At 73.1% G+C, this 24,420-nt stretch carries 28 protein-coding genes; 11 read left to right on the forward strand and 17 right to left on the reverse strand.

Annotation, left to right across the window (positions count from 1 at the left end):
* Positions 1 to 2: 2 nt before the first annotated feature.
* Positions 3 to 656: a DedA family protein gene (locus ABD52_RS23985; RefSeq protein WP_047893328.1), complete on the reverse strand. Its 654-nt coding sequence runs from the start codon at positions 654 to 656 to the stop codon at positions 3 to 5.
* A 24-nt stretch (positions 657 to 680) separates the two neighbouring features.
* Positions 681 to 1,037 carry a VOC family protein gene (locus tag ABD52_RS23990; protein ID WP_047893329.1) on the reverse strand — a complete coding sequence of 119 codons (357 nt, stop codon included), beginning with the start codon at positions 1,035 to 1,037 and terminating at the stop codon, positions 681 to 683.
* A gap of 156 nt (positions 1,038 to 1,193) precedes the next feature.
* Between ABD52_RS23990 and ABD52_RS23995 the strand changes: the two genes are divergently transcribed.
* Positions 1,194 to 4,079, forward strand: coding sequence for an aconitate hydratase (locus ABD52_RS23995; protein WP_047893330.1), 2,886 nt, complete (start codon positions 1,194 to 1,196; stop codon positions 4,077 to 4,079).
* 66 nt (positions 4,080 to 4,145) lie between these two features.
* Here ABD52_RS23995 and ABD52_RS24000 read toward each other — a convergent pair whose 3' ends face one another.
* Positions 4,146 to 4,460, reverse strand: coding sequence for a hypothetical protein (locus tag ABD52_RS24000; RefSeq protein ID WP_013287403.1), 315 nt, complete (start codon positions 4,458 to 4,460; stop codon positions 4,146 to 4,148).
* Positions 4,461 to 4,548: 88 nt separating this feature from the next.
* On the opposite strand from ABD52_RS24000, the gene ABD52_RS24005 reads away from it, so the two are divergent.
* Positions 4,549 to 5,316 carry a DUF5753 domain-containing protein gene (locus tag ABD52_RS24005; RefSeq protein WP_047893331.1) on the forward strand — a complete coding sequence of 256 codons (768 nt, stop codon included), beginning with the start codon at positions 4,549 to 4,551 and terminating at the stop codon, positions 5,314 to 5,316.
* Positions 5,307 to 5,492: a DUF397 domain-containing protein gene (locus ABD52_RS24010; RefSeq protein WP_030274233.1), complete on the forward strand. Its 186-nt coding sequence runs from the start codon at positions 5,307 to 5,309 to the stop codon at positions 5,490 to 5,492. The genes ABD52_RS24005 and ABD52_RS24010 overlap by 10 nt, the downstream gene beginning before the upstream one ends.
* Positions 5,493 to 5,498: 6 nt before the next feature.
* Here the strand turns inward: ABD52_RS24010 and ABD52_RS24015 are convergent, their stop codons facing one another.
* Positions 5,499 to 6,014, reverse strand: a complete 516-nt coding sequence (locus ABD52_RS24015; RefSeq protein ID WP_047893332.1) for a GNAT family N-acetyltransferase — start codon at positions 6,012 to 6,014, stop codon at positions 5,499 to 5,501.
* A gap of 282 nt (positions 6,015 to 6,296) precedes the next feature.
* Here ABD52_RS24015 and ABD52_RS24020 point away from each other — a divergent pair, with 282 nt between their 5' ends.
* Together ABD52_RS24020 and ABD52_RS24025 are read left to right on the forward strand one after the other, a co-directional pair.
* Complete coding sequence (locus ABD52_RS24020; protein ID WP_013287407.1) at positions 6,297 to 7,262, forward strand: serine protease; 966 nt, start codon at positions 6,297 to 6,299, stop codon at positions 7,260 to 7,262.
* 82 nt (positions 7,263 to 7,344) lie between these two features.
* Positions 7,345 to 7,551, forward strand: coding sequence for a hypothetical protein (locus ABD52_RS24025; protein ID WP_047893333.1), 207 nt, complete (start codon positions 7,345 to 7,347; stop codon positions 7,549 to 7,551).
* A gap of 64 nt (positions 7,552 to 7,615) precedes the next feature.
* On the opposite strand, the gene ABD52_RS24030 is transcribed toward ABD52_RS24025, so the two are convergent.
* Positions 7,616 to 8,020, reverse strand: a complete 405-nt coding sequence (locus ABD52_RS24030; RefSeq protein WP_047893334.1) for an SRPBCC family protein — start codon at positions 8,018 to 8,020, stop codon at positions 7,616 to 7,618.
* Positions 8,021 to 8,100: 80 nt separating this feature from the next.
* Here ABD52_RS24030 and ABD52_RS24035 point away from each other — a divergent pair, with 80 nt between their 5' ends.
* Together ABD52_RS24035 and ABD52_RS24040 are read left to right on the forward strand one after the other, a co-directional pair.
* A complete protein-coding gene (locus ABD52_RS24035; protein ID WP_013475914.1) occupies positions 8,101 to 8,577 on the forward strand; it encodes a YfbM family protein in 477 nt (158 codons plus the stop codon).
* A 109-nt stretch (positions 8,578 to 8,686) separates the two neighbouring features.
* Positions 8,687 to 9,466, forward strand: a complete 780-nt coding sequence (locus tag ABD52_RS24040) for a hypothetical protein (RefSeq protein ID WP_047893335.1) — start codon at positions 8,687 to 8,689, stop codon at positions 9,464 to 9,466.
* A gap of 10 nt (positions 9,467 to 9,476) precedes the next feature.
* On the opposite strand, the gene ABD52_RS24045 is transcribed toward ABD52_RS24040, so the two are convergent.
* Positions 9,477 to 10,208, reverse strand: a complete 732-nt coding sequence (locus ABD52_RS24045; RefSeq protein WP_047893336.1) for an SDR family NAD(P)-dependent oxidoreductase — start codon at positions 10,206 to 10,208, stop codon at positions 9,477 to 9,479.
* A gap of 95 nt (positions 10,209 to 10,303) precedes the next feature.
* Here ABD52_RS24045 and ABD52_RS24050 point away from each other — a divergent pair, with 95 nt between their 5' ends.
* Complete coding sequence (locus ABD52_RS24050; protein ID WP_047893337.1) at positions 10,304 to 11,152, forward strand: LysR family transcriptional regulator; 849 nt, start codon at positions 10,304 to 10,306, stop codon at positions 11,150 to 11,152.
* Positions 11,153 to 11,161: 9 nt separating this feature from the next.
* Here the strand turns inward: ABD52_RS24050 and ABD52_RS24055 are convergent, their stop codons facing one another.
* The 8 genes from ABD52_RS24055 to ABD52_RS24090 all read right to left on the reverse strand — a co-directional run bounded on the left by ABD52_RS24055 (position 11,162) and on the right by ABD52_RS24090 (position 19,458).
* Positions 11,162 to 11,641, reverse strand: a complete 480-nt coding sequence (locus ABD52_RS24055; protein WP_047893343.1) for a GNAT family N-acetyltransferase — start codon at positions 11,639 to 11,641, stop codon at positions 11,162 to 11,164.
* Between the two features lie 29 nt (positions 11,642 to 11,670).
* Complete coding sequence (locus ABD52_RS24060; protein ID WP_013287415.1) at positions 11,671 to 12,279, reverse strand: ATP/GTP-binding protein; 609 nt, start codon at positions 12,277 to 12,279, stop codon at positions 11,671 to 11,673.
* Positions 12,260 to 12,649 carry a DUF742 domain-containing protein gene (locus tag ABD52_RS24065; RefSeq protein ID WP_013287416.1) on the reverse strand — a complete coding sequence of 130 codons (390 nt, stop codon included), beginning with the start codon at positions 12,647 to 12,649 and terminating at the stop codon, positions 12,260 to 12,262. The genes ABD52_RS24060 and ABD52_RS24065 overlap by 20 nt, the downstream gene beginning before the upstream one ends.
* A complete protein-coding gene (locus ABD52_RS24070; protein WP_013287417.1) occupies positions 12,646 to 13,071 on the reverse strand; it encodes a roadblock/LC7 domain-containing protein in 426 nt (141 codons plus the stop codon). Before ABD52_RS24070 ends, ABD52_RS24065 begins: the two co-directional genes overlap by 4 nt.
* A gap of 66 nt (positions 13,072 to 13,137) precedes the next feature.
* Positions 13,138 to 15,612, reverse strand: a complete 2,475-nt coding sequence (locus ABD52_RS24075) for a nitrate- and nitrite sensing domain-containing protein (protein WP_047893338.1) — start codon at positions 15,610 to 15,612, stop codon at positions 13,138 to 13,140.
* Between the two features lie 80 nt (positions 15,613 to 15,692).
* Positions 15,693 to 17,252: a prenyltransferase/squalene oxidase repeat-containing protein gene (locus ABD52_RS24080; RefSeq protein WP_047893339.1), complete on the reverse strand. Its 1,560-nt coding sequence runs from the start codon at positions 17,250 to 17,252 to the stop codon at positions 15,693 to 15,695.
* Positions 17,249 to 18,124, reverse strand: coding sequence for a terpene synthase family protein (locus ABD52_RS24085; protein ID WP_047893340.1), 876 nt, complete (start codon positions 18,122 to 18,124; stop codon positions 17,249 to 17,251). Before ABD52_RS24085 ends, ABD52_RS24080 begins: the two co-directional genes overlap by 4 nt.
* On the reverse strand, positions 18,121 to 19,458 hold the full coding sequence (locus ABD52_RS24090; protein WP_176739885.1) for a cytochrome P450: 1,338 nt from the start codon (positions 19,456 to 19,458) through the stop codon (positions 18,121 to 18,123). The genes ABD52_RS24085 and ABD52_RS24090 overlap by 4 nt, the downstream gene beginning before the upstream one ends.
* A 311-nt stretch (positions 19,459 to 19,769) precedes the next feature.
* Here ABD52_RS24090 and ABD52_RS24095 point away from each other — a divergent pair, with 311 nt between their 5' ends.
* Entirely contained in the window at positions 19,770 to 20,018 is a 249-nt protein-coding gene (locus ABD52_RS24095; RefSeq protein ID WP_013287422.1) for a DUF2630 family protein, read from the forward strand.
* Positions 20,019 to 20,068: 50 nt separating this feature from the next.
* On the opposite strand, the gene ABD52_RS24100 is transcribed toward ABD52_RS24095, so the two are convergent.
* From ABD52_RS24100 to ABD52_RS24110, 3 genes are all read right to left on the reverse strand, one after another.
* Positions 20,069 to 20,998, reverse strand: coding sequence for a serine protein kinase RIO (locus tag ABD52_RS24100; RefSeq protein ID WP_047893341.1), 930 nt, complete (start codon positions 20,996 to 20,998; stop codon positions 20,069 to 20,071).
* Positions 20,999 to 21,214: 216 nt separating this feature from the next.
* Complete coding sequence (locus tag ABD52_RS24105; RefSeq protein ID WP_013287424.1) at positions 21,215 to 21,859, reverse strand: HAD family hydrolase; 645 nt, start codon at positions 21,857 to 21,859, stop codon at positions 21,215 to 21,217.
* Between the two features lie 59 nt (positions 21,860 to 21,918).
* Positions 21,919 to 22,764 carry a carbon-nitrogen hydrolase family protein gene (locus ABD52_RS24110; protein WP_013475904.1) on the reverse strand — a complete coding sequence of 282 codons (846 nt, stop codon included), beginning with the start codon at positions 22,762 to 22,764 and terminating at the stop codon, positions 21,919 to 21,921.
* 104 nt (positions 22,765 to 22,868) lie between these two features.
* Here ABD52_RS24110 and ABD52_RS24115 point away from each other — a divergent pair, with 104 nt between their 5' ends.
* Both ABD52_RS24115 and ABD52_RS24120 read left to right on the forward strand, forming a co-directional pair.
* On the forward strand, positions 22,869 to 23,441 hold the full coding sequence (locus tag ABD52_RS24115) for a TetR/AcrR family transcriptional regulator (protein WP_013287426.1): 573 nt from the start codon (positions 22,869 to 22,871) through the stop codon (positions 23,439 to 23,441).
* Positions 23,442 to 23,545: 104 nt separating this feature from the next.
* Positions 23,546 to 24,420, forward strand: an 875-nt coding sequence (locus ABD52_RS24120; RefSeq protein WP_047893342.1) for a TIGR04222 domain-containing membrane protein, incomplete at its 3' end; no start/stop codon positions are given.

Here is a 24,420-nt window from a genome sequence, read left to right on the forward strand (position 1 = left end):
GGTCAGCGGTCGGCTGCGGGGACCGGGGTGGGCTGGTCGGAAGGCTCGGACACGTGCAGGCGCTTGGCCCGGCGGCGCAGCCACGCGGTACTCACCACGCCGGCCAGCACGGCCAGCACCAGCCCGGCCCAGGAGATGTCCTTGAGCCAGTGCTCGGCGGCCTGCCCGAGGTAGAACAGCAGGTAGGTGGTGCCGAACGCCCACACCAGCCCGCCGGCGGCGTTCGCGACGAGGAACCGGCGGTACGGCACGCGCAGCGCCCCGGCGAGCGGCCCGGCGAGGATGCGCAGCAGCGCGACGAACCGCCCGAAGAACACGGCCCAGACGCCGTGCCGGGCGAAGCTCAGCTCGGCGCGGGCCAGGTGTGCCGGGCCGAGGTGTTTCGGGAAGCGCCGGCCGAGCCGTTCCAGCAGGGGGCGGCCACCACGGCGGCCGACGGCGTACCCGACGGAGTCGCCGATGATGGCGCCTGTCGCCGCGGCGGCGGCCACCCACTCGGGCCCGACGGCGCCTGTGGCGGCGAGCAGGGCGGCGCTGACCAGCACGATCTCGCCGGGCAGCGGGATGCCCATGCTCTCCACGCCGATCACCCCGCCCACGAGCAGGCAGATCAGGGCCGGTGGGAGCGCGGCGAGCCAGTGCTGTACGTCGACCACCCGCCCGACCCTACCCGCGCCGGGTCAGCCCGCGGGGGCCAGAAACTCCAGCCGGTTGCCGTGCGGGTCGTACGTGTGGAACCGACGCATGCCGGGAATCTCGTCGTCGCCCCAGGTCACTGTGTGTCCGGCGGCGTCGAGGCGGGCGGCCAGCTCGTCCAGGTCGGGGCGCAGCAGCGCGGGGTGCGCCTTGCGGGCGGGGCGGAAGTCGTCCTCGACGCCCAGGTGCAGTTCGGCGTCGTACCCGGTGAACCAGCAGCCACCGCGGGCGGCGAGGGCCGGGGGTTTGGGCTTCTCGGTGAGGCCGAGCAGGCCCGCGTAGAAGGAGCGGGACGCGTCCTCGGAGCCGCGGGGGCAGGCGAGCAGGACGTGATGGATCATGGTGGCACCTCCTCGTCCCGCAGCGTGGCACGAGGTTGCACGAATAGCAAGACGGACGTACGGTTTTGTAGAGACCGACGCAGGTAAGTGTTGCCTAAGCACGGCAGCGCCCCGGCCGGTGCGACAAACTGCTCAGGACTACTCACGGTCGCTGGTGTGAAGGAGTACGACGTGGCGAGCCTCGACACCTTCGGTGCGAAGACCCAGCTACGCGTCGGAGACGCGAGCTACGAGATTTTCAGGATCGACAAGGTGGAGGGCCACGAGCGACTGCCCTACAGCTTGAAGATCCTGCTGGAGAACCTGCTGCGGACCGAGGACGGCGCGAACATCACCGCCGACCACATCCAGCAGCTCGGCGCGTGGGACGCCACCGCCGACCCGAGCGTGGAGATCCAGTTCACCCCGGCCCGGGTGCTGATGCAGGACTTCACCGGCGTGCCCTGCGTGGTCGACCTGGCCACCATGCGCGAGGCGGTCCGTGACCTGGGTGGCGACGCCACCAAGGTCAACCCCCTCGCTCCGGCCGAGCTGGTCATCGACCACTCGGTCATCGCCGACCTGTTCGGCCGCGAGGACGCCTTCGAGCGCAACGTCGAGCTGGAGTACGAGCGCAACAAGGAGCGCTACCAGTTCCTGCGCTGGGGTCAGACCGCGTTCAACGAGTTCAAGGTCGTCCCGCCGGGCACCGGCATCGTGCACCAGGTCAACATCGAGTACCTGGCCCGTACGATCATGGAGCGCAACGGCCAGGCGTACCCGGACACGGTCGTCGGCACCGACTCGCACACCACCATGGTCAACGGCCTGGGCGTGCTGGGCTGGGGCGTCGGCGGCATCGAGGCCGAGGCCGCGATGCTCGGCCAGCCGGTCAGCATGCTGATCCCCCGGGTCGTCGGCTTCAAGCTCTCCGGTGAGATGCCGGCCGGCACCACCGCCACCGACCTGGTGCTGACCATCACCGAGATGCTGCGCAAGCACGGTGTGGTCGGCAAGTTCGTCGAGTTCTACGGCCCCGGCGTGAGCGCGGTGCCGCTGGCGAACCGCGCCACCATCGGCAACATGTCGCCGGAGTACGGCTCGACCGTGGCGATCTTCCCGATCGACGCCGAGACCGTCCGCTACCTGGAGCTGACCGGCCGCGACGCGTCTCAGGTCGCGCTGGTCGAGGCGTACGCCAAGGAGCAGGGCCTCTGGCACGACCCGGAGCGCGAGCCGGAGTACTCCGAGCGCCTGGAGCTGGACCTCGGCACCATCGAGCCGTCGCTGGCCGGCCCGAAGCGCCCGCAGGACCGGGTGCCGCTGGGCAGCGCCAAGACGCTGTTCCGCGCCGCGCTCAGCGACTACGTGGCAGCCGACGAGACCGGTGGCGACCCGGGCCGCAAGCCGGGCGTGCCGCAGCAGGAGAAGCCGTTCGGTGCCGACGGCCCGGCCGACGAGGCGTCGGCCGAGTCGTTCCCGGCCAGCGACTCCCCCGCCAACGGCGTGAACGACCCGGCGGACGCGCCGCGCGACCTGGAGACCGCCGCGGTGGGCGCGGGCGGCCGGGCCAGCAATCCGGTACGCGTGACCGGCGCCGACGGCGTCGAGTACGAGCTGGACCACGGCGCCGTGGTGATCGCCGCGATCACCTCCTGCACCAACACCTCGAACCCGCAGGTGATGATCGGCGCCGCGCTGCTGGCCCGAAACGCGGTGGACAAGGGCCTGGCCCGCAAGCCGTGGGTGAAGACCACCCTGGCGCCGGGCTCGAAGGTCGTCATGGACTACTACGACCGAGCCGGCCTCACGCCGTACCTGGAGAAGCTCGGCTTCAACCTGGTCGGCTACGGCTGCACCACCTGCATCGGCAACTCCGGCCCGCTGCCGGAGGAGGTCTCCGCCGCCGTCAACGACGGTGACCTCGCAGTCGTGTCGGTGCTGTCCGGCAACCGCAACTTCGAGGGCCGGATCAACCCGGACGTCAAGATGAACTACCTGGCGTCCCCGCCGCTGGTGGTCGCGTACGCGCTCGCCGGCACCATGGACATCGACCTGGCCAACGAGCCGATCGGCGAGGACGCCCAGGGCAACCCGGTGTTCCTGCGGGAGATCTGGCCGAACAGCGCCGAGATCCAGGACGTCATCGCCTCCGCGATCGGCGCGACCGGCTTCAGCGCCGCGTACGCCGACGTGTTCGCCGGTGACGAGCGCTGGCAGTCGCTGCCGACCCCGACCGGTGACACGTTCTCCTGGGACGGCGAGTCGACGTACGTGCGCAAGCCCCCGTACTTCGAGGGCATGCAGCAGGAGCCGGCCCCGGTCCAGGACATCGCCGACGCGCGCGTGCTGGCGAAGCTGGGCGACTCGGTGACCACCGACCACATCTCCCCGGCCGGTTCGATCAAGGCGGACTCCCCCGCCGGCAAGTACCTGGCCGAGCACGGCGTGGCCCGGCACGAGTTCAACTCGTACGGCTCCCGCCGCGGCAACCACGAGGTGATGATCCGGGGCACGTTCGCCAACATCCGGCTGCGGAATCAGTTGCGGCTCCCGGGCGCCGGTTCCGATGCGGGAGCTGCGCTCCCTGAAGGCGGCTTCACGGTCAACCACCTGACCGGCGAGCAGACCTCGATCTACGACGCCTCGATGGCGTACCAGGAGGCGGGCGTCCCGCTGGTCATCCTGGCCGGCAAGGAGTACGGCTCGGGCTCGTCGCGTGACTGGGCGGCGAAGGGCACCATGCTGCTGGGCGTGAAGGCGGTCATCGCCGAGTCGTACGAGCGGATCCACCGCTCGAACCTGATCGGCATGGGCGTGCTGCCGCTGCAGTTCCCGGGCGGCGAGACCGCCGAGTCGCTGGGCCTGACCGGCACGGAGACGTTCTCGATCAGCGGCGTCACCGCGCTGAACGACGGCGACACCCCGCGCACGGTGAAGGTCACCACCGACACCGGCGTGGAGTTCGACGCCGTGGTCCGCATCGACACCCCGGGTGAGGCGGACTACTACCGGCACGGCGGCATCCTGCAGTACGTGCTGCGCCGCATGATCGCCAGCTGAGTTCTTCATGTAAGGAAGGGCCCCTTCTTAACAGACGTCTGTTAAGAAGGGGCCCTTCCTTACATCTCAGCGGAGGCGGAGCGCGACGGCGCGTGCCTCGGAGTCGGTGAGCGGCAGGAACCACAGGAAGCGCCGCACGATCGCGATCGGGTCCGGGCCGTCGGGGCGGCCGCGCAGGTCGCGGATGGCCTGCCGGGTGAGCCGGGAGAACTCGGGGATCATCGTGGCGCGGCGGGCCGCGTCGGTGGGCGCGGCCCGCAGGGTCGGGCACGGCCAGGGCTCGCCGCAGCGGTCGCAGCGCCAGGCCGGACCGCACGCGCGGTGGCCGGTCAGCGGCAGCACCACCCGGGGGTACGCCGATGTGGGTGTCGGTTCGGTCATGCCTCCACCGTGCCGAGGGTGCCCGAACAATCACACAGCGTTGTGTAATCTCCTTCGGACGGTTCTTTTGCTCCGGGGAGGAATGGGCATGAACCATGCCTTCGTCACCGCGCTGGCCGGCGCCGGCCACACCGCCGAGAGCCTGGCGGAGCGGCTCGGCCTGCACCCGAAGACGGTGGCCCGGTGGGCGAACCCCGGGCACATCCCGCAGAGCCGGCACCGCGCGACTGTGGCGAACCTGCTGGGCCAGCCGATCGAGGCACTCTGGCCGGACGCGGTCCGCCGCCGCGAGCCCGTCTGGTTCCGCCCGTGGGTGGACATCGAACGCGAGGCGGTCGCGCTACGCACGTTCGAGCTGGCGTGGGTGCCGGGTCTGTTGCAGACCGAGGCGTACGCCCGGGCAACGTTCATCGGCCAGCCGCTGACCGCCGACGAAGTCACCGACCTGGTCACCGCCCGGCTGGACCGGCAGGGCATCCTCACCCGGCCGCGCGGACCGCTGTACGTCGTGGTGCTCGACGAGCAGGTACTGCGCCGCGCCGCCGCCGGCGACCGGGCGCTGATGGCCGCGCAGGTGACCCACCTGCTCGCCTGCGCCGAGCTGCCGAACGTGCAGCTCCACGTGGTGCCGGCCGACACGCCGACCTATCCCGGGCTGGACGGGCCGTTCGTCATCGCGGAGCTGCGCGACGGCAACCGGGTGGCGCATGTGGACAGCCAGGCCCGCGCGCAGATCATCGAGCAGCCCTCGGAGATTGCTACCCTGGAGCGTCGGTGGGAACGCATCCGGGGCGAGGCGCTGCCCCGCGCGCGGACCCTGGAACTGCTGAGGGAAGTGGCGGCGGCATGGACCTGAGCGGCGCCCGGTGGCGCAAGAGCACCCGCAGCGGCGGCAACGGCGGCAACTGCGTCGAGGTCGCCGGCAACCTGCCCGGTGTGGTCGGCGTCCGCGACTCGAAGGACCCGGCCGGGCCGGTGCTCACCTTCACCCCGGCCGCGTGGACCCGGTTCGTGACGTCGGCCCGCCGCTGAGCCCGGTCAGGCCAGGCGCGCGGCGTACACGTGCACCGGATCCCCCGATTCGGACGTCGTCGCACGCTCGAAGCTCAGCCCGATCCGCTCCGCGACCCGCTGTGAGGGCATGTTGTCCGGCTGGATGATCGCGACGAGACGGTCGACGCCCAGCCGATCGCGCGCGTGGTCGCGACACGCGGCCGCCGCCTCCGTGGCGAATCCGCGGCCCTGCATCCCGGTCCGCAGGTGGTATCCGACTTCGACCTCCATCACCCCGTCCACCGGCTGCGGAGTGAGACCGCAGTCGCCGACGAACTCGCCTGTCGCCCGTGACCTGAGCACCCACAGTCCGAAGCCGTGGCCGCGGTAGAGGCCCTCGTTCCAGCGGATCCAGTCCAGTGCCTCCGCCCGGATCTTCGGTCGCCGGTAGTAGCGCATCACAATCGGGTCGCCGAGAAGGGCGGCCATGTCGTCGAGGTCGTCGACGGTCATCTCGGCGAAGGTCAGTCGTCCGGTGGCGGGCGGCGGATCAGCAGTCATCGTGGCCCCGGCCCCTTCGTCACGGCTTCGAGGCTACCGAGGCCGAGCGCCGCTCACGAACCGGCGGCAACGAACGACCGCTGAAGCCGGCATCCCACTCATCGCGAAATTGCAATTCGGTGATGTCCCTCGCCCCCCCCGATCGCACATCCGACACCGCAAACAATCGACGTCCATGATTCGTTGACACGCACCGAAGCCCGTCGATACGTTGCCGATATCGCGATGCACAACGGGGGCGCTCCAGTTTCGATCCGGGAATCGAACACTGGGAAGGATTTCATGAAGACGACGATCAGACTTCTGGCCCTGCCGGCCCTGATCCTGCCGGCGATCCTCGCCGGCACTCCGGCACTGGCCGGCACCGGCACCGCCGCAGGCACGGCCGCTCCGGCTGCTGTCACGTCGATCGAGCGCAAGGCGGGGTCGTCCTCGCAGGCCAGGGCCTACTGGACGGCCGAGCGCATGGCGGCGGCCACTCCCGCCGACGAGGTGGAGAAGGCCGCCGGCCCGGTCACCCAGAGCCCCACCGCGGAGCGGGTGCGGCGCTTCGCGGAGGCGGTGGCACCGAAGGACGGCAGCGGCTTCGGCACCCAACTGAACGAGTCGATCACGGTGGGGAAGATCTTCTACACCAGTTCCACCGACGGTCTCGGCCACTACTGCTCGGCGAGCGTGGTGAACAGTCCGGCGCGCAACATGGTCTTCACCGCCGCGCACTGCGTACACGACGGGCCGGGCCGGGACTGGCACACCGCGAACTGGATGTTCGTGCCGTCGTACCGCAACGGCGCGCAGCCGTACGGCACCTGGGACTGGTCCACGCTCGCGGTGCCGAGCGGCTGGATCAGCACCCGTGAGCGGCAGTACGACGTGGCCGTCGCGCTCGTCTACGGCAGCCGGTCGATCGTGGACGCGGTCGGCGCCAACGGGCTGCTCACCGGCGGTGGCCGGGCATACCACTACGACATCTTCGGCTACCCGAGCAACAAGGACAGCGGCGAGATCCAGTGGGTCTGCTCGGGCACGTCGAGGGACGCGGGCAGCAACCGGATCGAGATGAACTGCGGCTTCGGGGGCGGTTCGAGCGGCGGCCCGTGGTACTACAGCTACGACAACACCACCAGGCGTGGTGACGTGCACGGGGTGATGAGCTACTCGAGCGGCTCGAACACGAACGGCTCGCCGTACTTCTCCGCCGCGGTGGTGGGGACGCTCTACAACACGTACGCGAACGACACCTGGTGAACGACGGTCCGCCTGGTGTGCCACCCGGCGCACCAGGCGGGCCGGCACCAGGCGGACCGGCACCCGGCCCGGAGGAGGCGACATGTCACATCGTGTGCTGCTCGGCGCGGCCGCCGTCGCGGCACTCGCCGTCGCCGCGGCCGTCGCGGTCCTCGCGGCGCGCGAGGGCGACGCGGGGCGACCGGCGCCGCCCGGCCCGGTGGTCGCGACGCACAATCCGAGCCCCGGCGCCACCGACCCGTCCGAATACTGGACGAGGGAACGAATGCGGGACGCGATCGGCGACTGAATCACCGAATTGCATTCACCGGCCACCACAGCTGTTATTCGCCACAGCGCAATTCCCATTCCGGTCAGCCGGCGGCGCTCTCCAGTACGGCCTTGAGCCGGGCCAGGTCCGCCTCCACGAGCGCGGTGTCCCGGTCGAAGTCCGCGTCGCTCATGCCGGGCATCCGCCGCAGGCTGAACACCACCTCGGTGGCGTCGCCGTCGGCGATGGCGCGCAACGGCACGTACACCGTCTCGCCCGACGGCGTCCGCACCTCGTGGTCGAGCACGCCGTACTCGTTGGCAGGGGCGAACGTGAGCCGCGCCCGCCCTTCGGGTGTGTCCACGAACCAGTGGCCGTCGACGGACACGACCGAACCGCCGAGGCCCGGCGCCCAGCGGGTCAGGTTCGCCGGGTCGGCGGCGAAGGCGTAGACCTCCGCCATCGGACGATCGATGTGGACGCTGAGGTGCCGGGTGTCAGTGGCCATACGCCGATGATCACACGGCTGTCGGACGCCTGCGTTACGCTGCCGCCGATTTCCACAGACCCCCCCGGGGAGACGACCACATGGGCATGGTGTTCACCGCACGCCGGCTGTCCGGCGCGGAACTGGCGACGGTGCTGGCCGATCCGGACACGGTCGGCACGCTGTTCCAGGGCGGTCCGGACGAACTCGACCTCGACAAGGCGTGGCACGGGCTGCACTACCTGCTGACCGGCACCACGTACGAGATCCGGGGCGACGCCGGGCCGGCGATCGTCGGCGGCGAACCGATCGGGCCGGATCTCGGCATGGGCCCGGCCCGGCTGCTCATGCCGGACGCGGTCCGCACCGTGGCCGCCGGGCTCGACGCGGTGGACGACGCGACGCTGCGGGCCCGCTTCGACCCGGAGGCCATGTCGGAGGCCGAGATCTACCCGCACATCTGGGACGACGGCGACGACGAGTTCGACGGCTACCTGCTGCCGTACTTCACCGCGCTGCGCGACTTCTACCGCGACGCGGCGGCGAGCGGCGACGCCGTGCTGCTCGCCGTCACCTGAGCCGCCGCGAATCGGCGCGCGGCACCCGAGCGGTCGCGAGCCGGTGCGCACCACTTGAGCCGCCGAAACCGGCGCGCGGCGCCGGGGCGGGCGCCGGTAGCGTGCCGGCGTGGGACTCGACGCGTTCGTGTACTGCCGGTGCTGGCAGGACGGCCTCGCCACGCCGTGCCCGATCGGGCCGGTCGGCTACGACGAGGACGGGTGGCTCGCGCTGGTGCAGGCCGGCGAGTACGACGGGGCCGCCGACAACGCCTTCTACGCGTGGATGACCGGGGACGCCTGCCCGCACCGGCACATGGAACTGGTCAGCGAGCGCGTGTCCAACTGGGCCGGCGTACGCCTGTTCCAGCAGGCGTTGCGCGCGGCCGGCGAGCACCGTTTCCCGACGCTCGCCGCCGCGCTGCCGGACGCCAACGGCGGCTCGCTGCCCGCCGACCGGGCAGCGGTCGCGCTCGCCGAGCTGGACGCGATCGCAGGCACCGACCGGATCACCGACGAGGTCGAGCTGATCGACGAGGCGACCGGCGCGGTCGTGATGCAGTACGTCGAGGCCTACCGCGGGTTGTTCATGTTCGGCCCGGGCTTTCAGGCGGGCGTCGACCCGGACGGCTTCTTCGTCCTCGACCGCGCCGACCCGCCGGTGACGCTGTTCCGGGCCGTCCGGTTCGGCCAGCGGCCGCTGCCCGGCGACCGGGTGGAGTTCACCGCCGGCGGGACGCGGACGGTGGTGGCGATGCGGCCGGTGGGCGAGCACGGCGAGCCGCCACCCGAACGGCTCGCGGTGCGGACCCGGAGCCGGTCGGGCGAGGACTTCGCCTACATCGTGGAGCCGCTGCGCCGGCTGTGCGCGGCGTCGGTGGCCACCGGCAACCCGGTCATGTGGTGCTGACGGGCGGCGCTCACCACGGGATCGTGCCCGCGTCCTCGACGTAGCCGCCGGTCGGCCCGTCGTCGGGCAGCGTCGCCAGCTTGATCGCGACCGCCGCGCCCTGCTGTGGGGTCCGCACGCCCCGGAAGCCGTTCAGGTCGGTCGCGGTGAAGCCGGGGCAGCCGGCGTTGACCAGGATGCCCGTGCCGGCGAGCGCCCGCGCGTACTGAATCGTCACCGCGTTGAGCATGCTCTTGGACGGCGCGTACGCGACCGACAGCGGACCGGTCTGGTCCTCGCCTGTGGAGGCGCTCTGCCGGGTCAGCGAGCCGACGCCGCTGGACATGTTGACGATCCGCGGCGAGGCCGAGCGGCGCAGCAACGGCAGCATCGCCTCGGTCACCCGGACCACCCCGATCACGTTCACCTCGACGGCGGCCCTGATGGTCGCGACGTCCACGTCACCCGGCTGCTGCGGCACGCCACCTGTCACGCCGGCGTTGTTGACGAGCACGTCCAGGCCACCGGCCTCCGTCTCCAGCAGCCGGGCGGCGGCGGCCACGCTCGCGTCGTCGGTCACGTCCAGCGGTACGCCGAACGCGTCCACGCCGCCCGCGCGCAGCTTCGCCACCGCCTCGGCGAGCCGCTGCCCGTCCCGGGCGCCGACGCCCACCCGCCAGCCGAGCGCGCCCAGGCCGGCCGCGATCTCGTACCCGATTCCCTTGTTCGCGCCGGTCACCAGCGCGATCGTCCGTTCACTCATGGTGTCGATCCTGTCCGCGCGGCGGGCGGGCCTCCAACACCACCTCGGTAGCGGGCGATACCCGACGGGTATCGATCCGGCGGTACGGTGGCGGGATGGAGACGCGGGAGCTTCGCTACTTCGTCGCGGTCGCCGAGGAACTGCACTTCGGCCGCGCCGCGCGCCGCCTCGGCATCGCCCAGCCGCCGCTGTCGCGGGCGATCCGCCAGCTCGAACGGCGCCTCGGCGTGACGCTGCTGGAACGGGACAGCCGCCGCGTCGCGCTCACCGGGGCCGGATCGGTGCTGCTCCGCGAGGGCCGGGCGGCCCTGGACGCGGTGGACGCCGCGGACCGCCGTACCCGCCGCGCCGGTGAGGCCGCGAACGGCGGCGCCGGGCTCGTGCTGGCGACGAAGGCGGGGGCGTCGAGCGAGCTGCTGCCGAAACTGCTCGACGCGTACGCCGCCGAGCCGGACGCGGTCCGGGTGGAGGTGCTGCTGTCCGGCATCGGTGAGCAGGAACGGCTGCTGCGCGACGGTCGGGCCGACGTGGCGCTGCTGCACCTGCCGTTCGACTCGACGACCGGACTGGACACCGAGGAACTGGTGACGGAACAGCAGGTGCTGGTCCTGCCGGCGGGGCATCCGCTGGCCGAGCGGGCGCAGCTGCGGATGGCCGACGTCGAGACGCTGCCCGGCCTGCCGCTGCCGCGCTGGCCGCTGCGCGACGGCACCTACCCGGACGGGCCGGGCCCCGAGGTGCGGGACCACTCCCAGTTGCTCCAGCTGGTCGCGCTCGGGCGTACCGCGGTCCTGCTGCCGGAGTCGTGCCGGTCGCTGCTGTGGCCGGACATGGCCGCCGTGCCGGTGCCGGACGCGCCGACGGTGACCACTGTGATCGCCTGGCCGCCGCACAGCCGGTCCCGGGCCCTGGCCGGGCTGGTCCGCACCGCCACCCGTCTCTGAGGACCGGCGCTAGGACAGGTCCTTGCGCATCTGCTGGGTGACCACCCGGTAGCCGGACGTCTCGTACAGCTTGCGGGCCGTCTCGTTGGCGCCGAAGACGTTCAGCTCCAGCGCCTGCGCGCCGTGCTCCCGGGCCGCCCGCTCCCCGGCCGCGAGCAGCGCCCGCCCGAGGCCCCGGCCCCGGTGCCCGGCGGCCACCTCGATGTCGTAGAGGAACGCGCAGTCGGCGAGACCGCGCGGGTGGGTCAGGCCGATCCACAGCCGGCCGACCGGTGAGCCGTCTGCCAGCTCGCCGATCAGGAACAGCATGCCGGGCGTGGCCATGCCCTGCGGCAGAAAGCCGGCGGTGGCCTCCCGGGCCCGGCCGAGCGCCTCCTCGGGCGTCCAGTTACCGGCCGTGACGTGCTCCCGGGCGTACCCGGCGGCCAGCTCGTCCTGCCATCTGTCGAACTCGTCCGGGTTCATCGCCCGGACCGTCACCTCGGTCATCGCCACTCCCCCGTCGATGTTGTGACCGCTCAGTCCTCGGCGGCGCGGCGGCGCGCCTCCCGCAGCTTCATGGCGTGCTCCAGCAGCGTGATCAGCACCTCCTTGGCCGACTCCCGCTTGCGCGCGTCGCACAGCACCACCGGCACACCCGGGTCCAGGTCGAGCGCGGCCTGCACCTCGTCCAGACGGAACGTCTTGGCGCCCTCGAAGCAGTTCACCGCCACCACGAAGGGCGTACCGCGCCCCTCGAAGTAGTCGATCGACGGGAAGCAGTCGGCCAGCCGGCGGGTGTCGGCGAGCACCACCGCGCCGAGCGCGCCGAGCGCCAGCTCGTCCCAGACGAACCAGAACCGGTCCTGCCCGGGTGTGCCGAACAGGTAGAGCACCAGGTCGTCGCTGATGGTGATGCGGCCGAAGTCCATCGCCACGGTGGTGGTCGACTTCTCCTCGATGCCGGACAGGTCGTCGATGCCGATCCCGGTCTCGGTCAGCACCTCCTCGGTGCGCAGCGGCCGGGTCTCGCTGACCGCGCCGACCATTGTGGTCTTGCCGACGCCGAACCCGCCGGCGATCAGGATCTTGATCGCGGTGGGCAGCGGCGCGGCGCCCGCCGGCCGCTCAGAGCGCCCGTAGTCCATTGATAACCGCCTCGAAAACGTGCTCGTCGGGAAGGCCGGCGGTGGTCGCGCGCGGCTCGCGTACCTGTACCAGGCTGCGGGCGGCCAGGTCTCCGAGGAGGACCCGGACCGTGCCCACCGGCAGGTCGAGATGGGCGGCGATCTCGGCCACGGAGAGGATCCGCTGGCAGAGGCCGACGATCGCCACGTGCTCCGGGCCCAGCCCGGACTCCGACCCGACATCGGTGCGGGTCGAGGTGACCAGCGAGATCAGGTCGAACGTGCCGGTGACCGGGCGGGCCCGGCCTCCGGTCACCGCGTACGGGCGCACCACCGGGCCGGCGTGGTCGTCCACCCACTCCTGCTCCGCGGAGTCCCCCCGGCCGGTCATCGTGCCGCGTTCTCGCCGAGGGGCTGTTCCCGGGTCGGTGACGCGACGAACCGGCCGACCCGGGTGACGAGCATGGCCATCTCGTACGCGATCAGGCCGACGTCCGCGTCCTCCGAGGCCAGCACCGCCAGGCAGGCGTTGCGCCCGGCCGCCGTGACGAACAGGAAGGAGGACTGCATCTCGATGATGGTCTGCTGTACGTGCCCGCCACCGAACCGCTTGCCCGCGCCGCGGGCCAGGCTCTGGATGCCCGCCGCCATCGCGGCCAGGTGCTCGCCGTCGTCCCGGCTCAATCCGCGGGACGAGGCCATCAACAGTCCGTCGGTGGAGAGCGCCACGGCGTGCTCCGCCTGCTTGACCCGGCCGACCAGGTCATCCAGCAGCCACGTCAGATCCGCGCTCGAAGCCGTCTTCTGCGCCACTCGTCGTCCTCATCTTCCCGGCTGGTGTGCCGTCAACTTCCGGTTTCCGTCGCGTCGACGTCCCGGTCAGGTAACCTGCTCGTCCGCGTCGGCCGGCCCGCCGCCGGCCCCCTGCGCTCCGCCGAGCAAGCGCGCGGCATCGGTCCGGCCGCGTCGCGTACCGCTCTGGTAGGAGCTCATCATCCGGCGCACCTGCTCCGGTGCACGCGCCGTGTCGTCGTCGGCGGCGTCGTCCTCCGCCTCGGTCTGGTCGTGCCGCAGCTCCGGCGCGAGGCTGGCCTGGCGTACCCGGACCGGCAGTCCCGCGTCGGTGACCGGCGCGGTCTCCGGCTCCGTCGCCGGCGACGCGTCAGGATCGTCAGTCGTGGCGGCGGGCCGACGCTCCACCACCGCCAGCTCCGTGGTGGGCCCCGCCACCGCGGGCTGCCGCTTGCGGGTACGCGCCGGCAGCCCGGAGGGGGTCAGCCGAGGTGCCTGGGTCACCGGCTCCGGCGCCTGCGGGGCGGGCTCGGCCGGCTGGTCCGGTTCGGCGCCGCCGTCCGGGCCGGACGGGATCGCCGGTCCGTCGCCGTCGCCGGCCGGCGTGCTCCGTGCCGGAGCCGGCGCGGGCGCCGCGGGCAGGGCCGTCCCGGGGGCGGGAAGGGCGTCGGCCTCGTCGGCGCCCTCGGCGGTGATCAGTTCACGCGGGATCAGCACCACTGCGGTGGTGCCGCCGTACGCGGACTCCTTGAGCTGCACCTTGACGCCGTGCCGCTCGGTGAGCCGGCTGACCACGAACAGGCCGAGCCGGGCGGCGTCGGCGAGGTTCAGCTCGGACCGGTCGACGATGCGCGCGTTGGCGGCGGCCAGCTCGTCGGCGCTCATGCCGAGGCCGCGGTCCTCGATCTCGATGGCGAAGCCGTTGACCACGAGCTGACCGCGGACCTCCACAGTGGTCTGCGGCGGCGAGAAGGAGAGTCCGTTCTCGATCAGCTCGGCCAGCAGGTGGATCACGTCACCGACGGCGCGGCCGGTGAGCGACACCTCGCCGAGCGGGAACACGGTGACCCGGGTGTAGTCCTCGACCTCGGCGACCGCGCCGCGGACCACGTCGACCATGGGGACGTTGCGCCGCCAGGCCCGGCCCGGCGTCGAGCCGGAGAGCACGATCAGGTTCTCCGCGTTGCGCCGCATCCGGGTGGCCAGGTGGTCGACCCGGAACAGGTCCTCCAGCTCCTCGGCGTCGTGTTCCCGGCGTTCCATCGCGTCCAGCAGCGTCAGCTGCCGGTGCACGAGCGCCTGGGTGCGCCGGGCCAGGCTGAGGAACACGTCGCGGACGCTGCGGCGCAGTTCGGCCTGCTCGACGGCGGTCCGGACGGCGGTCTCCTGCACGACGTTGAACGCCTTGCCCACCTGGCCGATCTCGTCGTCGCCGAACTGCAGGGGTGGCGCCTCGCGGGCGACGTCCACCTCCTCGCCGCGGCCCAGGCGCTCCACGACGCTCGGCAGCCGTTCGTGCGCCAGCTTGAAGGCGGCCTCGCGGAGCCGTTCGAGCTGGCGGACGAGCGCCCGTGCCGTGGTGATCGAGACGACCACGGAGGCGATGACGGCGATCAGGCCGAGACCGGCGGCGAGCACCAGCCGCACGATGACGCCCACCGCGACCGGCGTGGCCCGGGAGACGATGTCCTCACCGCCGGCGAGGATCACCTCGCGCAGGTCGGCCATCGCCTTCTCGGCGGCGGCCTGCCAGGCCGCGGCGGTCACCGGCGGGCGCACCTCGGCGCCCTTGGCCGCGAGCACCTGGTCCTGGAGCGTGCGGAGCTGCTGGAACGCGTCGCCCTCGACCATCCGCTCGAAGCGGGCACGGTCGCCGGGGGCGAGTTCGCGGGCGGTGCGGTCGGCGAGGAACCACTGCGCGCCGACCAGGCGGGCGAACGCGGTCTGCTCGCCGACGGTGATCCGGTTGGCCGCGATCGCGCCGGTGAGCAGCGCGTCCTGTTGGGACAGCAGCTCCCGGGACCGGTTGAGGTCGATGAGCGCGGCGGTGTCCTCGGCGATCTCGTCGTCGTCGAGGCCGCCGAGGGCATCGAAGACCGCGAAGATCCCGTCGACCGCCTCGTCGTACGCGATGAGCGTGGTGGTCCGGTCGATGGTCTTGCGGCTGACGTCGGTGCGTACCTGGCCGAGCTGGTCCAGCTCGGCCTTCAGCTCGTCGAGCCGCTGCATCAGCTCCTCGCTGGCCGGGATCTCGGTGCGCCAGTCCCGCACCGAGCGCCACAGCGCGCCGGCGGTCTCGTCGGTACGCGCGCGCTGGGCCTGCAGCTCCTGCAACCGGCTCGGGTCGGACTCGCCGAGGTAGCGCAGCGACAGCCGCCGCTCGGCCTGCAGCTCCAGAAGCAGCGGGTCGCTCGGTTCGAAGACGCGCGCGTTGAGCGTCTGCACGCCGAGCAGGTTGAATCCGTCCCGTACGGTCACCCATGCGGCGAACGCCCAGAGCGCGGTCAGCGACGCCAGCAGCGCGATGATCTTCGTACGGAGATTCGTACTGCGGGAACCCATCACACCGTCCTGGCCCGGTCTTCGGTCGGTCCGAAATCCGATCGACTCCGGCGCACGCTAGCAGCCGTCGGGAACCTCATTCAAGCGATCCTGATCATGGTGGGTGCGGCCCCGGTCCGGGTCGCCCCGGCACGGCCGGAGGCCGCCAGCACCGCGGCGCGCACGATCCGCGTCGGGCGGTAGAGGTCCTTGTCGTGCCATAGTGCCGGTTCACCGTCGCATCCGTCCAGCTCGGACAGTCGACGGCGCCCCCGCGCCAGCGCCGACGTGATCCGGGAGTCGCCGGACCGGCCCGCGTCGGCCAGGGCGAGCACCGCGTACGCGGTCTCCTCGGCGGTGCCGTCCCACCGTCCCCAGGAGCCGTCCGGGCGCTGCGTGTCCAGCAGCCAGGCCACCCCCCGCTCGACCCCGGTACGCGCCGCGCCGTCCGGCGCGTGGTCGGCGAGCGCCAGCAGCACCCCGTAGGTGGCGTAGTACGGCGAGGCGTGCCAGCGGTCCTCCCACCGCCCGTCCGGCTCCTGCCGGTCCAGCAGCCACTCGGTGACCCGGCGCCGGGCGCCGGTGACGCCAGGCGCGCTCGGTTGCTCGCCGAGCGCGTCGAGCACGTGCGCGTTCGTGGTCAGCGACGCCCCGTCCTCCCCCGGCCAGGTGCAGAAGTGCCGTCCGGTGTCGAACCCGGCCAGCGGCGCGACGCCGGGCGCGCGGCCCAGCCGGGCCAGCGCGTAGAGCGTGACCGCCGTGGTGTCGGCGTCGGCGGGCAGGCCGGGCGCGGTGGCCGCACCGGCCGGTCCGACAGCGGCGCGCAGCTCGGTCAGCACCGGTTCGGGCGCGCCGACCGGCACGCCGGCCCGGACCAGGATGCCGAGCACCCAGGCCCGTTCGAAGACGGTGATCGGGCTCGCGCAGGGCACCGGACCGGGCCGGGCGACAGCGTTCAGGTAGTCCAGTGCCGGCCCGGGCTCCGGACCGCCCAGCCAGGCGGCGGTCGCGGCGGGTGAGGCGCCGACCGCGCCGCTGGCCGAGGGACGCACCCCGGGCGCGCGGTACGCCAGCTCGCCCGCCACCTCCAGCGCGTGCGCCAGCTTCTCCGGTACCGGCCTCCCGGTGGCGAGCAGTCCGCGTACCCGGGTCAGCCGGGCCGGGTCGAGACCGGCCGGCAGCGGCAGACGGGGCCGGCCGGCCCACTCGGCCAGCCCGGGTGGCGGACCGGCCGGCCCGTCGAGATGCCGGTCCACAGCGGTCAGCAGCGCCGGCACGATCAGGTCGGTGGCCGGCAGGTCCGGCGGGGCGCCGGCGCGCAGCGCGCCGGTCAGGTACGCCAGCCCTCGGTGCGCGGCGGCGGCGGGCGCGGCGGCCGGGCCGTCGCGGTGCAGCACGGTCAGCAGCGCCTCGACCGCGCTCAGCGTCGGCACCAGCGCGTACCCGCCGGCACCGCCCCAGCCGCCGTCCGGACGCTGCCGGTCCAGCAGCCAGGCCACGCGCCGGTCGTGGCCGTCGAGCCAGGGCGCGAGCGCGACCAGCCGTCCGGTCTCGTAGACCGACGGCGACGTCTGCCCCTCCGGTTCACCGCCGAGCGCCGTGATCAGGTCGCGCGTGGTCCCGGACCGGGTGGCGGGCACCGATCCGGCGGTGAGCGTCACCGCACGCCCCAGAAGTCGGTGTTCCGGTAGAAGCCGGTGGTGAAGCCGAGCTGCCGGGACAGGAAGTCGGCCTCCCGCGGCACCTCGCCGGCCAGCTTCGCCAGCAGGACGCGGCAGTGGTCGACCTGCTCGGCGAAGCGCCGCTCGACCTCGGCCGGGTCGTCGACCAGCAGCAGCGCGTTGAGGTCGCCGGACTCGGCGTCGCGGCGGTGTGTGCCGAGGTCGTTGACCAGGCGCAGGGCCCGCTGGACCTCGTCGCCGACCTGGATCAGCCGCTCCAGCGTGCCGGCGTCGGACACCGATCCGGTGTGGATCCAGTGCGCCACGTTCACCACTGTGGCGGCGAGGTTGTCGGCGTTGGCCAGATAGTCGTCGAGGGTGGGGCGGCCGGTGCCCCGCCAGTCCCACTCGCGGGCCATCGCGTCGAGCGTGCGTGCCATCGTGCCCCGCCAGTGGTCGCGCAGCGCCGGATAGGCGGGGGCGGCGGCGACGTCGTCCCGCAACTCGGCGAGGAACCGGCCCAGCGGGTCGCCCGAGGCGGCGCCGTCGAGCACGTCCAGGCAGACACCGGTGATCCGGTCGACCTCGGCCCGGCTGGTGGCCTGGTGGTCGACCAGCCAGTCGACGGCGAAGCCCCAGAGGACCGCGCGGTTGGTCACCGCGAGTTCGGCGGCGGTGTGCCAGGGGGCGCTGAACGCCATCGCCTGCGCGATGCTGCTGAACAGCGTCGCGTCGAACGGGTCGCCGGGGAACAGCTCGGGGTGCGCGGCGGCGGCCCTGCGCAGGCCGCGCTGGCCCTGCGCGGCGAGCGCGCAGACCCGGCCCTGCTCCGCGGCGACCGCAAGCGGATCGGGTGTCGGCCCGTCGGTCATGCCGGCTCCGTCCGCCCGGCGGCGACGAGCGTCAGCTCGACGCGTTCGCGCGGCCGCAGGGCCGCGGCCAGCCGCAGTCCGGGTACGCCGGGGCGGTGCAGCCGGAACCGGTAGCGGCTGAGCATGGTGGCGAGGATGAGCTGGGCCTCCAGGTAGAACAGGTACATGCCGAGGCACTGGTGCGGCCCGCCGCCGAACGGGAAGTGGGCGTACCGGTGCCGGGCCCGGACCCGCTCGGGGCGGAACCGTTCCGGGTCGAACTCGTCCGGACGGTCCCAGAACTGCCGCATCCGCTGGGTGATCAGCGGGCTGACCGCCATCGTGGCGCCGGGCTCGATCGGCACGCCGTCGATGACGTCCTCGGCGACCGCGCGGCGCGGGATGATCCACCCGATCGGGTAGAGCCGCAGCAACTCGTCGAGCACCATCCGGGTGTACGTGAGGCGGCTCAGGTGCTCGCGGCGTACCGGCTCGCCGCCGACCACCTCGTCGATCTCGGCGTAGAGCCGCTCGGCCACCTCGGGGTGCTGGTCCAGGTGCGGCCAGGCCCAGGTCAGCACGTTGATGGTGGTCTCCGTGGTGGCGGCGAACATCGCCACTGTGTCGTTGCGGACCTGCCGCTCGTCGAGCTGCCGCCCGTCGTCGGTGCGGGCCTGCCAGAGCGTCGAGATGACGTCGTCGCCCTGGTCGGCGGACTCGCGCGTCTCGCGGACGATCGGCACCAGCACGTCGTCGACGATGCGGACGGCGCGGGCGAACGTGCGGTCCCCCGGCATCGGCAGGGACAGAGGCGCGAACGGCACGATGATCCGGGGGATGACGGCGGTGGCGATCCGGTCCTGCGCCTCGATCACGCGCATCGCGTCCGGCACCGAGATCCGGTCGGCGAAGAGCACCTTCATGATCGCCCGGCTGACGATCCGGGCCTGCTCCACGCCGATGTCGACCGGCTGACCGGCGCGGGCCGGCTCGTCCAGTTCCCCGACGGCGTCGCGGATCGCGTCGGCCATCCCGTCGACGAGCGCCTCGACCCGCTTGGCGGTGAACATCGGCTGGAGCATCCGGCGGCTGGCCGACCAGATCTGCCCCTCGCCGAGGATCCCCTCGCCGAACAGCCGCTTGACCGGGCGCCAGAACAGCCCGTCACCGGCCCGTTCGTAGTTGTCCGCCCGGTCGCGCAGGACGTGCTGCACGTGCTTGGGGTGGGTGACCAGGTAGGGACGGAACGAGCCGAGGTTGAGCCGGACCAGGTCGCCTTCGGTACGGTTACCGATGTCGATGAGGGCCCGGGCGGGGTCGCGGAGCACCGCCGGCAGGATCTGCCGCAGCGGCACGGTTCGGGGTCGGCCGGTGGGCCTCGGTGTGTCCGTCGGTTCGGGCACCTGAACGCTCCCTCGGTTGACTCAGGGTCGCGACTCCGTATCGACCCGTGACGTTGCTCGCGAGCATGCCATCCTGAGCCGCAGATCAAAAGGCAGGTCGGAGGATATTTCACGTAGCAACAATCTCTTTGTCGAGAATGGAGCCGGTGGGATATGCGTCACTCGCGTACACAGTGGCCGTTGCGGAGAGCGAGCAACGCTCACCTCCGGCGGACGGCGGCAGAACGCGGGCGCGGACCCGTCCGCTGTGCCAAGCTTCGGGCATGGACGACAAGACCATCCTCAGCCGGATCTCGGAACTCGTCGACGAGGAACACCGGCTGCGTGCCGACGCGCAGCAGCACGAGGCCGGCACCGACGACGAGGCGCGGGAGCGGCTGCGCGCGCTGGAGGAGTCCCTGGACCAGTGCTGGGACCTGCTGCGCCGCCGCCGGGCCGCCCGCCAGGCGCACGGCGACCCGGACGCCCAGGGCGAGCGCCCGGTGCCGGAGGTCGAGCGCTACCTCCAGTGACCCGGACCGGCGGGCGTCCCGGGCGGTCTCCCGCCCGGGGACCCGCCGGGTCAGCGGATGCCCGCCTCCCGCAGCAGCGCCTCGGTCAGCGCCATCGGGTCGGTCACCGTCGCGGGCATCCCGCGGGCGGTGAACCAGGCGGCCACCACCCGCACGTCGCGGGCCAGGAATTCGGCCCCCTGCGGGTTGGCCACCACGTCGACCACCTGCGGCAGGTCGATCATCACCAGCCGGCCCGCGTGCACCAGCAGGTTGTACGGCGACAGGTCGCCGTGTGCGTACCCGGCCCGGGCGAGCACAGTCAGCGCCTCCACGAGCTGGTCCCACAGGTCGCGCAGCTCGTCGTCGTCGGGCCGGACCTGGGCCAGCCGCGGCGCGGCCTCCCCCGCCTCGGCGTCGCCGACGAACTCCAGCATCAGCTCGGTGCCGAGCAGCTGCACCGGGTAGGGCACGGCGATCCGCCCGAAGGCGGCCCCGATCTCCCAGAGCTGGGACAACGCGGCGAACTCGGCCGCCGCCCACTGCCCGGCGATCATCTGCCGGCCGAACGCGGTGCGGCCGGTCATCGCCCGCATCTCACGGGACCGGCGTACCCGGCGGCCCTCCAGGTAACCGGCGTCCCGGTGGAACAGCCGGTGCTGGGCGTCGCGGTACCGCTTGACCGCCAGCAGGCACGCGCGGTCGGTGCCCGGCACGGCGCGGCGGACCAGGTGGACGTCCGCCTCCTTGCCGGTCTTGAGCACCCCGAGCTCGGTGTCCCGGGCGGCCAGTTCGGTGACCAGCCACTCCGGGTGCGGCTCGGGGCCGTGGACGGCCTGGTCCCAGGAGGACCAGGCGTCCTCCGCCTCGGGCTCGGCGTCCGGGTCGGTGAGGGTCGGCGGGGTGTGCCGCCCCCGCTTCAGGAAGTCGGGTTCGTCGTCGTCGAAGCGGCTCTTGCCGCGGCCACGGCGCTGCGGCGCCGGGATGTCGTGATCGCGCACGGGTGGATCTGTCCTTCGATCGAGGCTGGTGGAGGCAGGTGGTACGACCCTGCGAAAACGGCCATGACCGACCCCCTCTCCTCGACCGGGCACACCCGGCTGCGCACTCGCGCGGCACCATGCTCGTGCCCCGCCCGCGGCGGGTCAACGGATTTTCCGCGTGGTGCGCCGCTGTGCCGCCGCGCTGCCTGCCTGCCGGCCGCGCCGCTGCCGCCGTCAGCCGGCCAGTACGGCCGCGACGGCCGCGATCAGACCGTCCTCGATCCGGGTGGGCGCGAACCTCGGGTCGGACCAGCGGCGTCCCCGGTGCAGCCAGACGCTGGGCAGGCCCACGGCGGTCGCGCCGCCGATGTCCGCCTCCGGACTGTCGCCGACCACCCACGCGCCACGCAGCGGCATCCGGGCCCGCTGGGCGGCGAGCGCGAAGATCCTCGGGTTCGGCTTGCTGACGCCCGCCTCCTCGGAGATCACCCAGTCGGCGACGTACCGGTCCAGGCCGGTCTTGCGGATCTTGGCGTCCTGTTGACGGGACGCGCCGTTGGTGACCACCACCGGCACCCAGCCGGCGTCGGCCGCGATCCGCAGCGCGCAGGCCACCAGCGGATCGAGCCGCATGTGGGCCACCACGCCGTCGTGCAGCTCGTCGACCAGGTCGATCGAGGGGATGCGCAGCGCGTACCGGTCGCGGATCGCATCCGCCACGTCCCACCTGTTGGTCAGCCCGTCCGCGTCCACGGACACCAACCAGTCGAGGTCGGCCCGGGGCGCGCCGATGCCGTCCAGGAAGCGTTCTCCCCAGGCGCGGAACGGCCCGTCGCGGTCCAGCAGGGTGTTGTCCAGATCGAGCAGGAGCAACGGCACCTGGGCACCCTACGGGAACGGCTGGAGCACCGACAGGGCCGAGGGCCCCGCCACGGCGATCAGGCGACGAGGACGGCGCGATCCGCCCCGGCGTCGAGCGGGCGGTCCAGCAGCATCGTGTGCGCCGCGCGGGTGGCGGCCAGCGCGTCCGGGTCGAGCGTGGCCACCAGCACGTCCTCGCCGGTGTCGGCGCCCCGGGCCAGCGGCCGGCCCTCCGGGTCGTACACCGCCGCGCCGCCGTTGAACCGCCACGGATCGGTGCCGCCGACCGAGTTGGCGAACACCACGTACATCGTGTTGTCCAGCGCCCGGGCGGCGTAGTAGAGGTCGCGGCGGTGCGCCGAGCCGGCCAGGTAGCCACTCGGGCAGAGGTAGCCGTGTGCGCCGTCGCCGGCGGCGGCCCGCGCGTGCTCCGGGAAACAGCCGTCGTAGCAGACGCCCAGACCCAGCCGCCACGTGTCGACCTCGATCGTGGCGCCCCGGCGTCCGGCGTCGAACAGCTCCCGCTCGCCGCTCCAGAGCTGCTGCTTGTCGTACGCGGCGGTGACGGTGCCGGCCGGGTCCACGACGAGCGAGGAGATGGTGCGCCGCCGGTCGGGGTGGCGGACGGCAGCGCCGATCACCACTGCCGCGCCCGCGGCGGCGGCGGCGGAGCGCAGCGGGTCCAGCCGGGCGTCGGTCACCCGGCCGTCGGCGTCGGCAGCCACGTCCGTGGCGTCCGGATCGGCGCCGAGCGTCGGCGGGTGGTACGCCGGCAGGAACAGCTCGGGCAGCACCACGACGCGGGCGCCCTCGGCCCGGGCGACGAGGCGGGCGGCGGCACCGGCGTTGCCGGCGACGTCGCCGGGGACCGGCTGGGCCTGGACGGCGGCGACGGTGAGCGGGCGCGCGGGAGGGGCGGTCACCCGCCGATCGTAACCACCGGACGGCGGCAGATGATCAAGCGTCGGAGCATCTCAAGCCGTACGTACGGTTTGCATCGGCCGCTTCCACCTGCGACGATCCGTTCGTGCCCAGAGTAAGTCAGGACCAGCTCGACGCGCGCCGACAGGAGATCCTCGCGGCGGCGCGGGCGTGTTTCGCCCGGCACGGCTACGAGGGCGCCACCGTGCGGCGGCTGGAGGAGGCCACCGGCCTGTCCCGGGGCGCGATCTTCCACCACTTCCGGGACAAGGACTCCCTCTTCCTCGCCGTGGCCGAGGACGACGCCGCCGCGATGGTGGAGACGGTGGCCCGCAACGGCCTCGTGCAGGTCATGCGCGACCTGCTGGCCCGGGCCGTCTCGCCGGACACCACCGGCTGGCTCGGCAGCCAGCTGGAGGTCTCCCGCCGGCTGCGCACCGACCCCGCCTTCGCCAAGCGCTGGGCGGAGCGTTCCGAGGCCATCGCCGGGGCCACCCGGGAGCGCCTGCTGCGCCAGCGCGAAGCCGGCGTGCTCCGCGACGACGTACCGATCGACGTGCTGGCCCAGTTCCTGGAGCTGGCCTACGACGGGCTGGTGCTGCACCTGGCGATGGGCCGTCCGGCCGGCGACCTGGCCCGGGTACTCGACCTGGTCGAGGAGGCCGTCCGCCGGCACTGAACCGGCGCCGGTCTCGGTCCGGTAACTACCCCGCTCCAGGAGATCGACTCTGGCGCGCCTGCTCCACAATGAGCCGCGACCCCTCCGCGCGACAGGAGCAGACGATGACCCCCTCCGACACCTGGGGCATCCCCGGCCCCGTCTTCCTGCGCTGGTACCTGCTGCTCGCCGTCGTCCTGGTGGTCGGCGCGATCGTCTACCGGCGGCGCATGCTGGCGGGCACGGCGGTGACCGCGTACGGCGACCTGGGTCCGCAGCAGGTCGCGTACCTCAACGGTGGTGACCAGCTCGCCGTCTGGGCCGCGCTCGGCGGGCTGCGCCACTCCGGCGCGGTCGGCGTACGACCGGACCGGCGGCTCACCACGGGCGGCCCGCTGCCGGCCGGGGCCACCCCGCTGGACCAGGCGGTCCACCACGCGGCGAGCCGGGGTCTGCGTACCCGGGAACTGGCCGCCGACGAGTGGGTCCGGCGCGCGCTCGACGACCTGCGCGACGGCCTGGTACGCCGGGGCCTGGCACTGGACCAGGAGCGGCGCCGGACGCTGCGGCGCGGCGCGCTGCTGGTCGGAGCCCTGCTGACGATCGGCATCGTGCGCGCGGTCTCCGGGCTGCTCAACGACCGGCCCACCGGCTGGCTGCTGCTCAGCCTGTTCCCGCTCGGCCTGGCGTTCGTGCTGCTCAACCGCGTGCCCTGGCGGACCCGGGCGGCCACCGCCGCGCTGAACGACATGCGCCGCCGGCACGCCTGGCTGCGGCCGGCCGCCGGGCCCGCGTACTCCACGTACGGCGCGACCGACGTGGCGCTGGGCGTGGCGCTGTTCGGCACCGCCACGCTCTGGACGATGGATCCGGGCTTCGCGGAGCAGGCCGAGATCCAGCGGCAGGCGATGGGCAACGCGGGTGGCGCCAGCTCCGGCACCTCGTGCGGCGGCGGGGCGACCGCCGGCGGCGGCTCCTGCGGGGGCGGCAGCTCGTGCGG

The organism is Micromonospora sp. RV43, from assembly GCF_001029515.1.
GTDB classification, from domain to species: Bacteria; Actinomycetota; Actinomycetes; order Mycobacteriales; family Micromonosporaceae; genus Micromonospora; species Micromonospora aurantiaca.

Coding starts and splice junctions, on each gene's coding strand:
- ABD52_RS23990 (WP_047893329.1), bottom strand. CDS start 1,037: ATGATCCATCACGTCCTGCTCGCCTGCCCCCGCGGCTCCGAGGACGCG.
- ABD52_RS24000 (WP_013287403.1), bottom strand. CDS start 4,460: ATGACCGAACCGACACCCACATCGGCGTACCCCCGGGTGGTGCTGCCG.
- ABD52_RS24005 (WP_047893331.1), top strand. CDS start 4,549: ATGAACCATGCCTTCGTCACCGCGCTGGCCGGCGCCGGCCACACCGCC.
- ABD52_RS24010 (WP_030274233.1), top strand. CDS start 5,307: ATGGACCTGAGCGGCGCCCGGTGGCGCAAGAGCACCCGCAGCGGCGGC.
- ABD52_RS24015 (WP_047893332.1), bottom strand. CDS start 6,014: ATGACTGCTGATCCGCCGCCCGCCACCGGACGACTGACCTTCGCCGAG.
- ABD52_RS24020 (WP_013287407.1), top strand. CDS start 6,297: ATGAAGACGACGATCAGACTTCTGGCCCTGCCGGCCCTGATCCTGCCG.
- ABD52_RS24025 (WP_047893333.1), top strand. CDS start 7,345: ATGTCACATCGTGTGCTGCTCGGCGCGGCCGCCGTCGCGGCACTCGCC.
- ABD52_RS24030 (WP_047893334.1), bottom strand. CDS start 8,020: ATGGCCACTGACACCCGGCACCTCAGCGTCCACATCGATCGTCCGATG.
- ABD52_RS24035 (WP_013475914.1), top strand. CDS start 8,101: ATGGGCATGGTGTTCACCGCACGCCGGCTGTCCGGCGCGGAACTGGCG.
- ABD52_RS24045 (WP_047893336.1), bottom strand. CDS start 10,208: ATGAGTGAACGGACGATCGCGCTGGTGACCGGCGCGAACAAGGGAATC.
- ABD52_RS24050 (WP_047893337.1), top strand. CDS start 10,304: ATGGAGACGCGGGAGCTTCGCTACTTCGTCGCGGTCGCCGAGGAACTG.
- ABD52_RS24055 (WP_047893343.1), bottom strand. CDS start 11,641: ATGACCGAGGTGACGGTCCGGGCGATGAACCCGGACGAGTTCGACAGA.
- ABD52_RS24060 (WP_013287415.1), bottom strand. CDS start 12,279: ATGGACTACGGGCGCTCTGAGCGGCCGGCGGGCGCCGCGCCGCTGCCC.
- ABD52_RS24065 (WP_013287416.1), bottom strand. CDS start 12,649: ATGACCGGCCGGGGGGACTCCGCGGAGCAGGAGTGGGTGGACGACCAC.
- ABD52_RS24075 (WP_047893338.1), bottom strand. CDS start 15,612: ATGGGTTCCCGCAGTACGAATCTCCGTACGAAGATCATCGCGCTGCTG.
- ABD52_RS24085 (WP_047893340.1), bottom strand. CDS start 18,124: ATGACCGACGGGCCGACACCCGATCCGCTTGCGGTCGCCGCGGAGCAG.
- ABD52_RS24095 (WP_013287422.1), top strand. CDS start 19,770: ATGGACGACAAGACCATCCTCAGCCGGATCTCGGAACTCGTCGACGAG.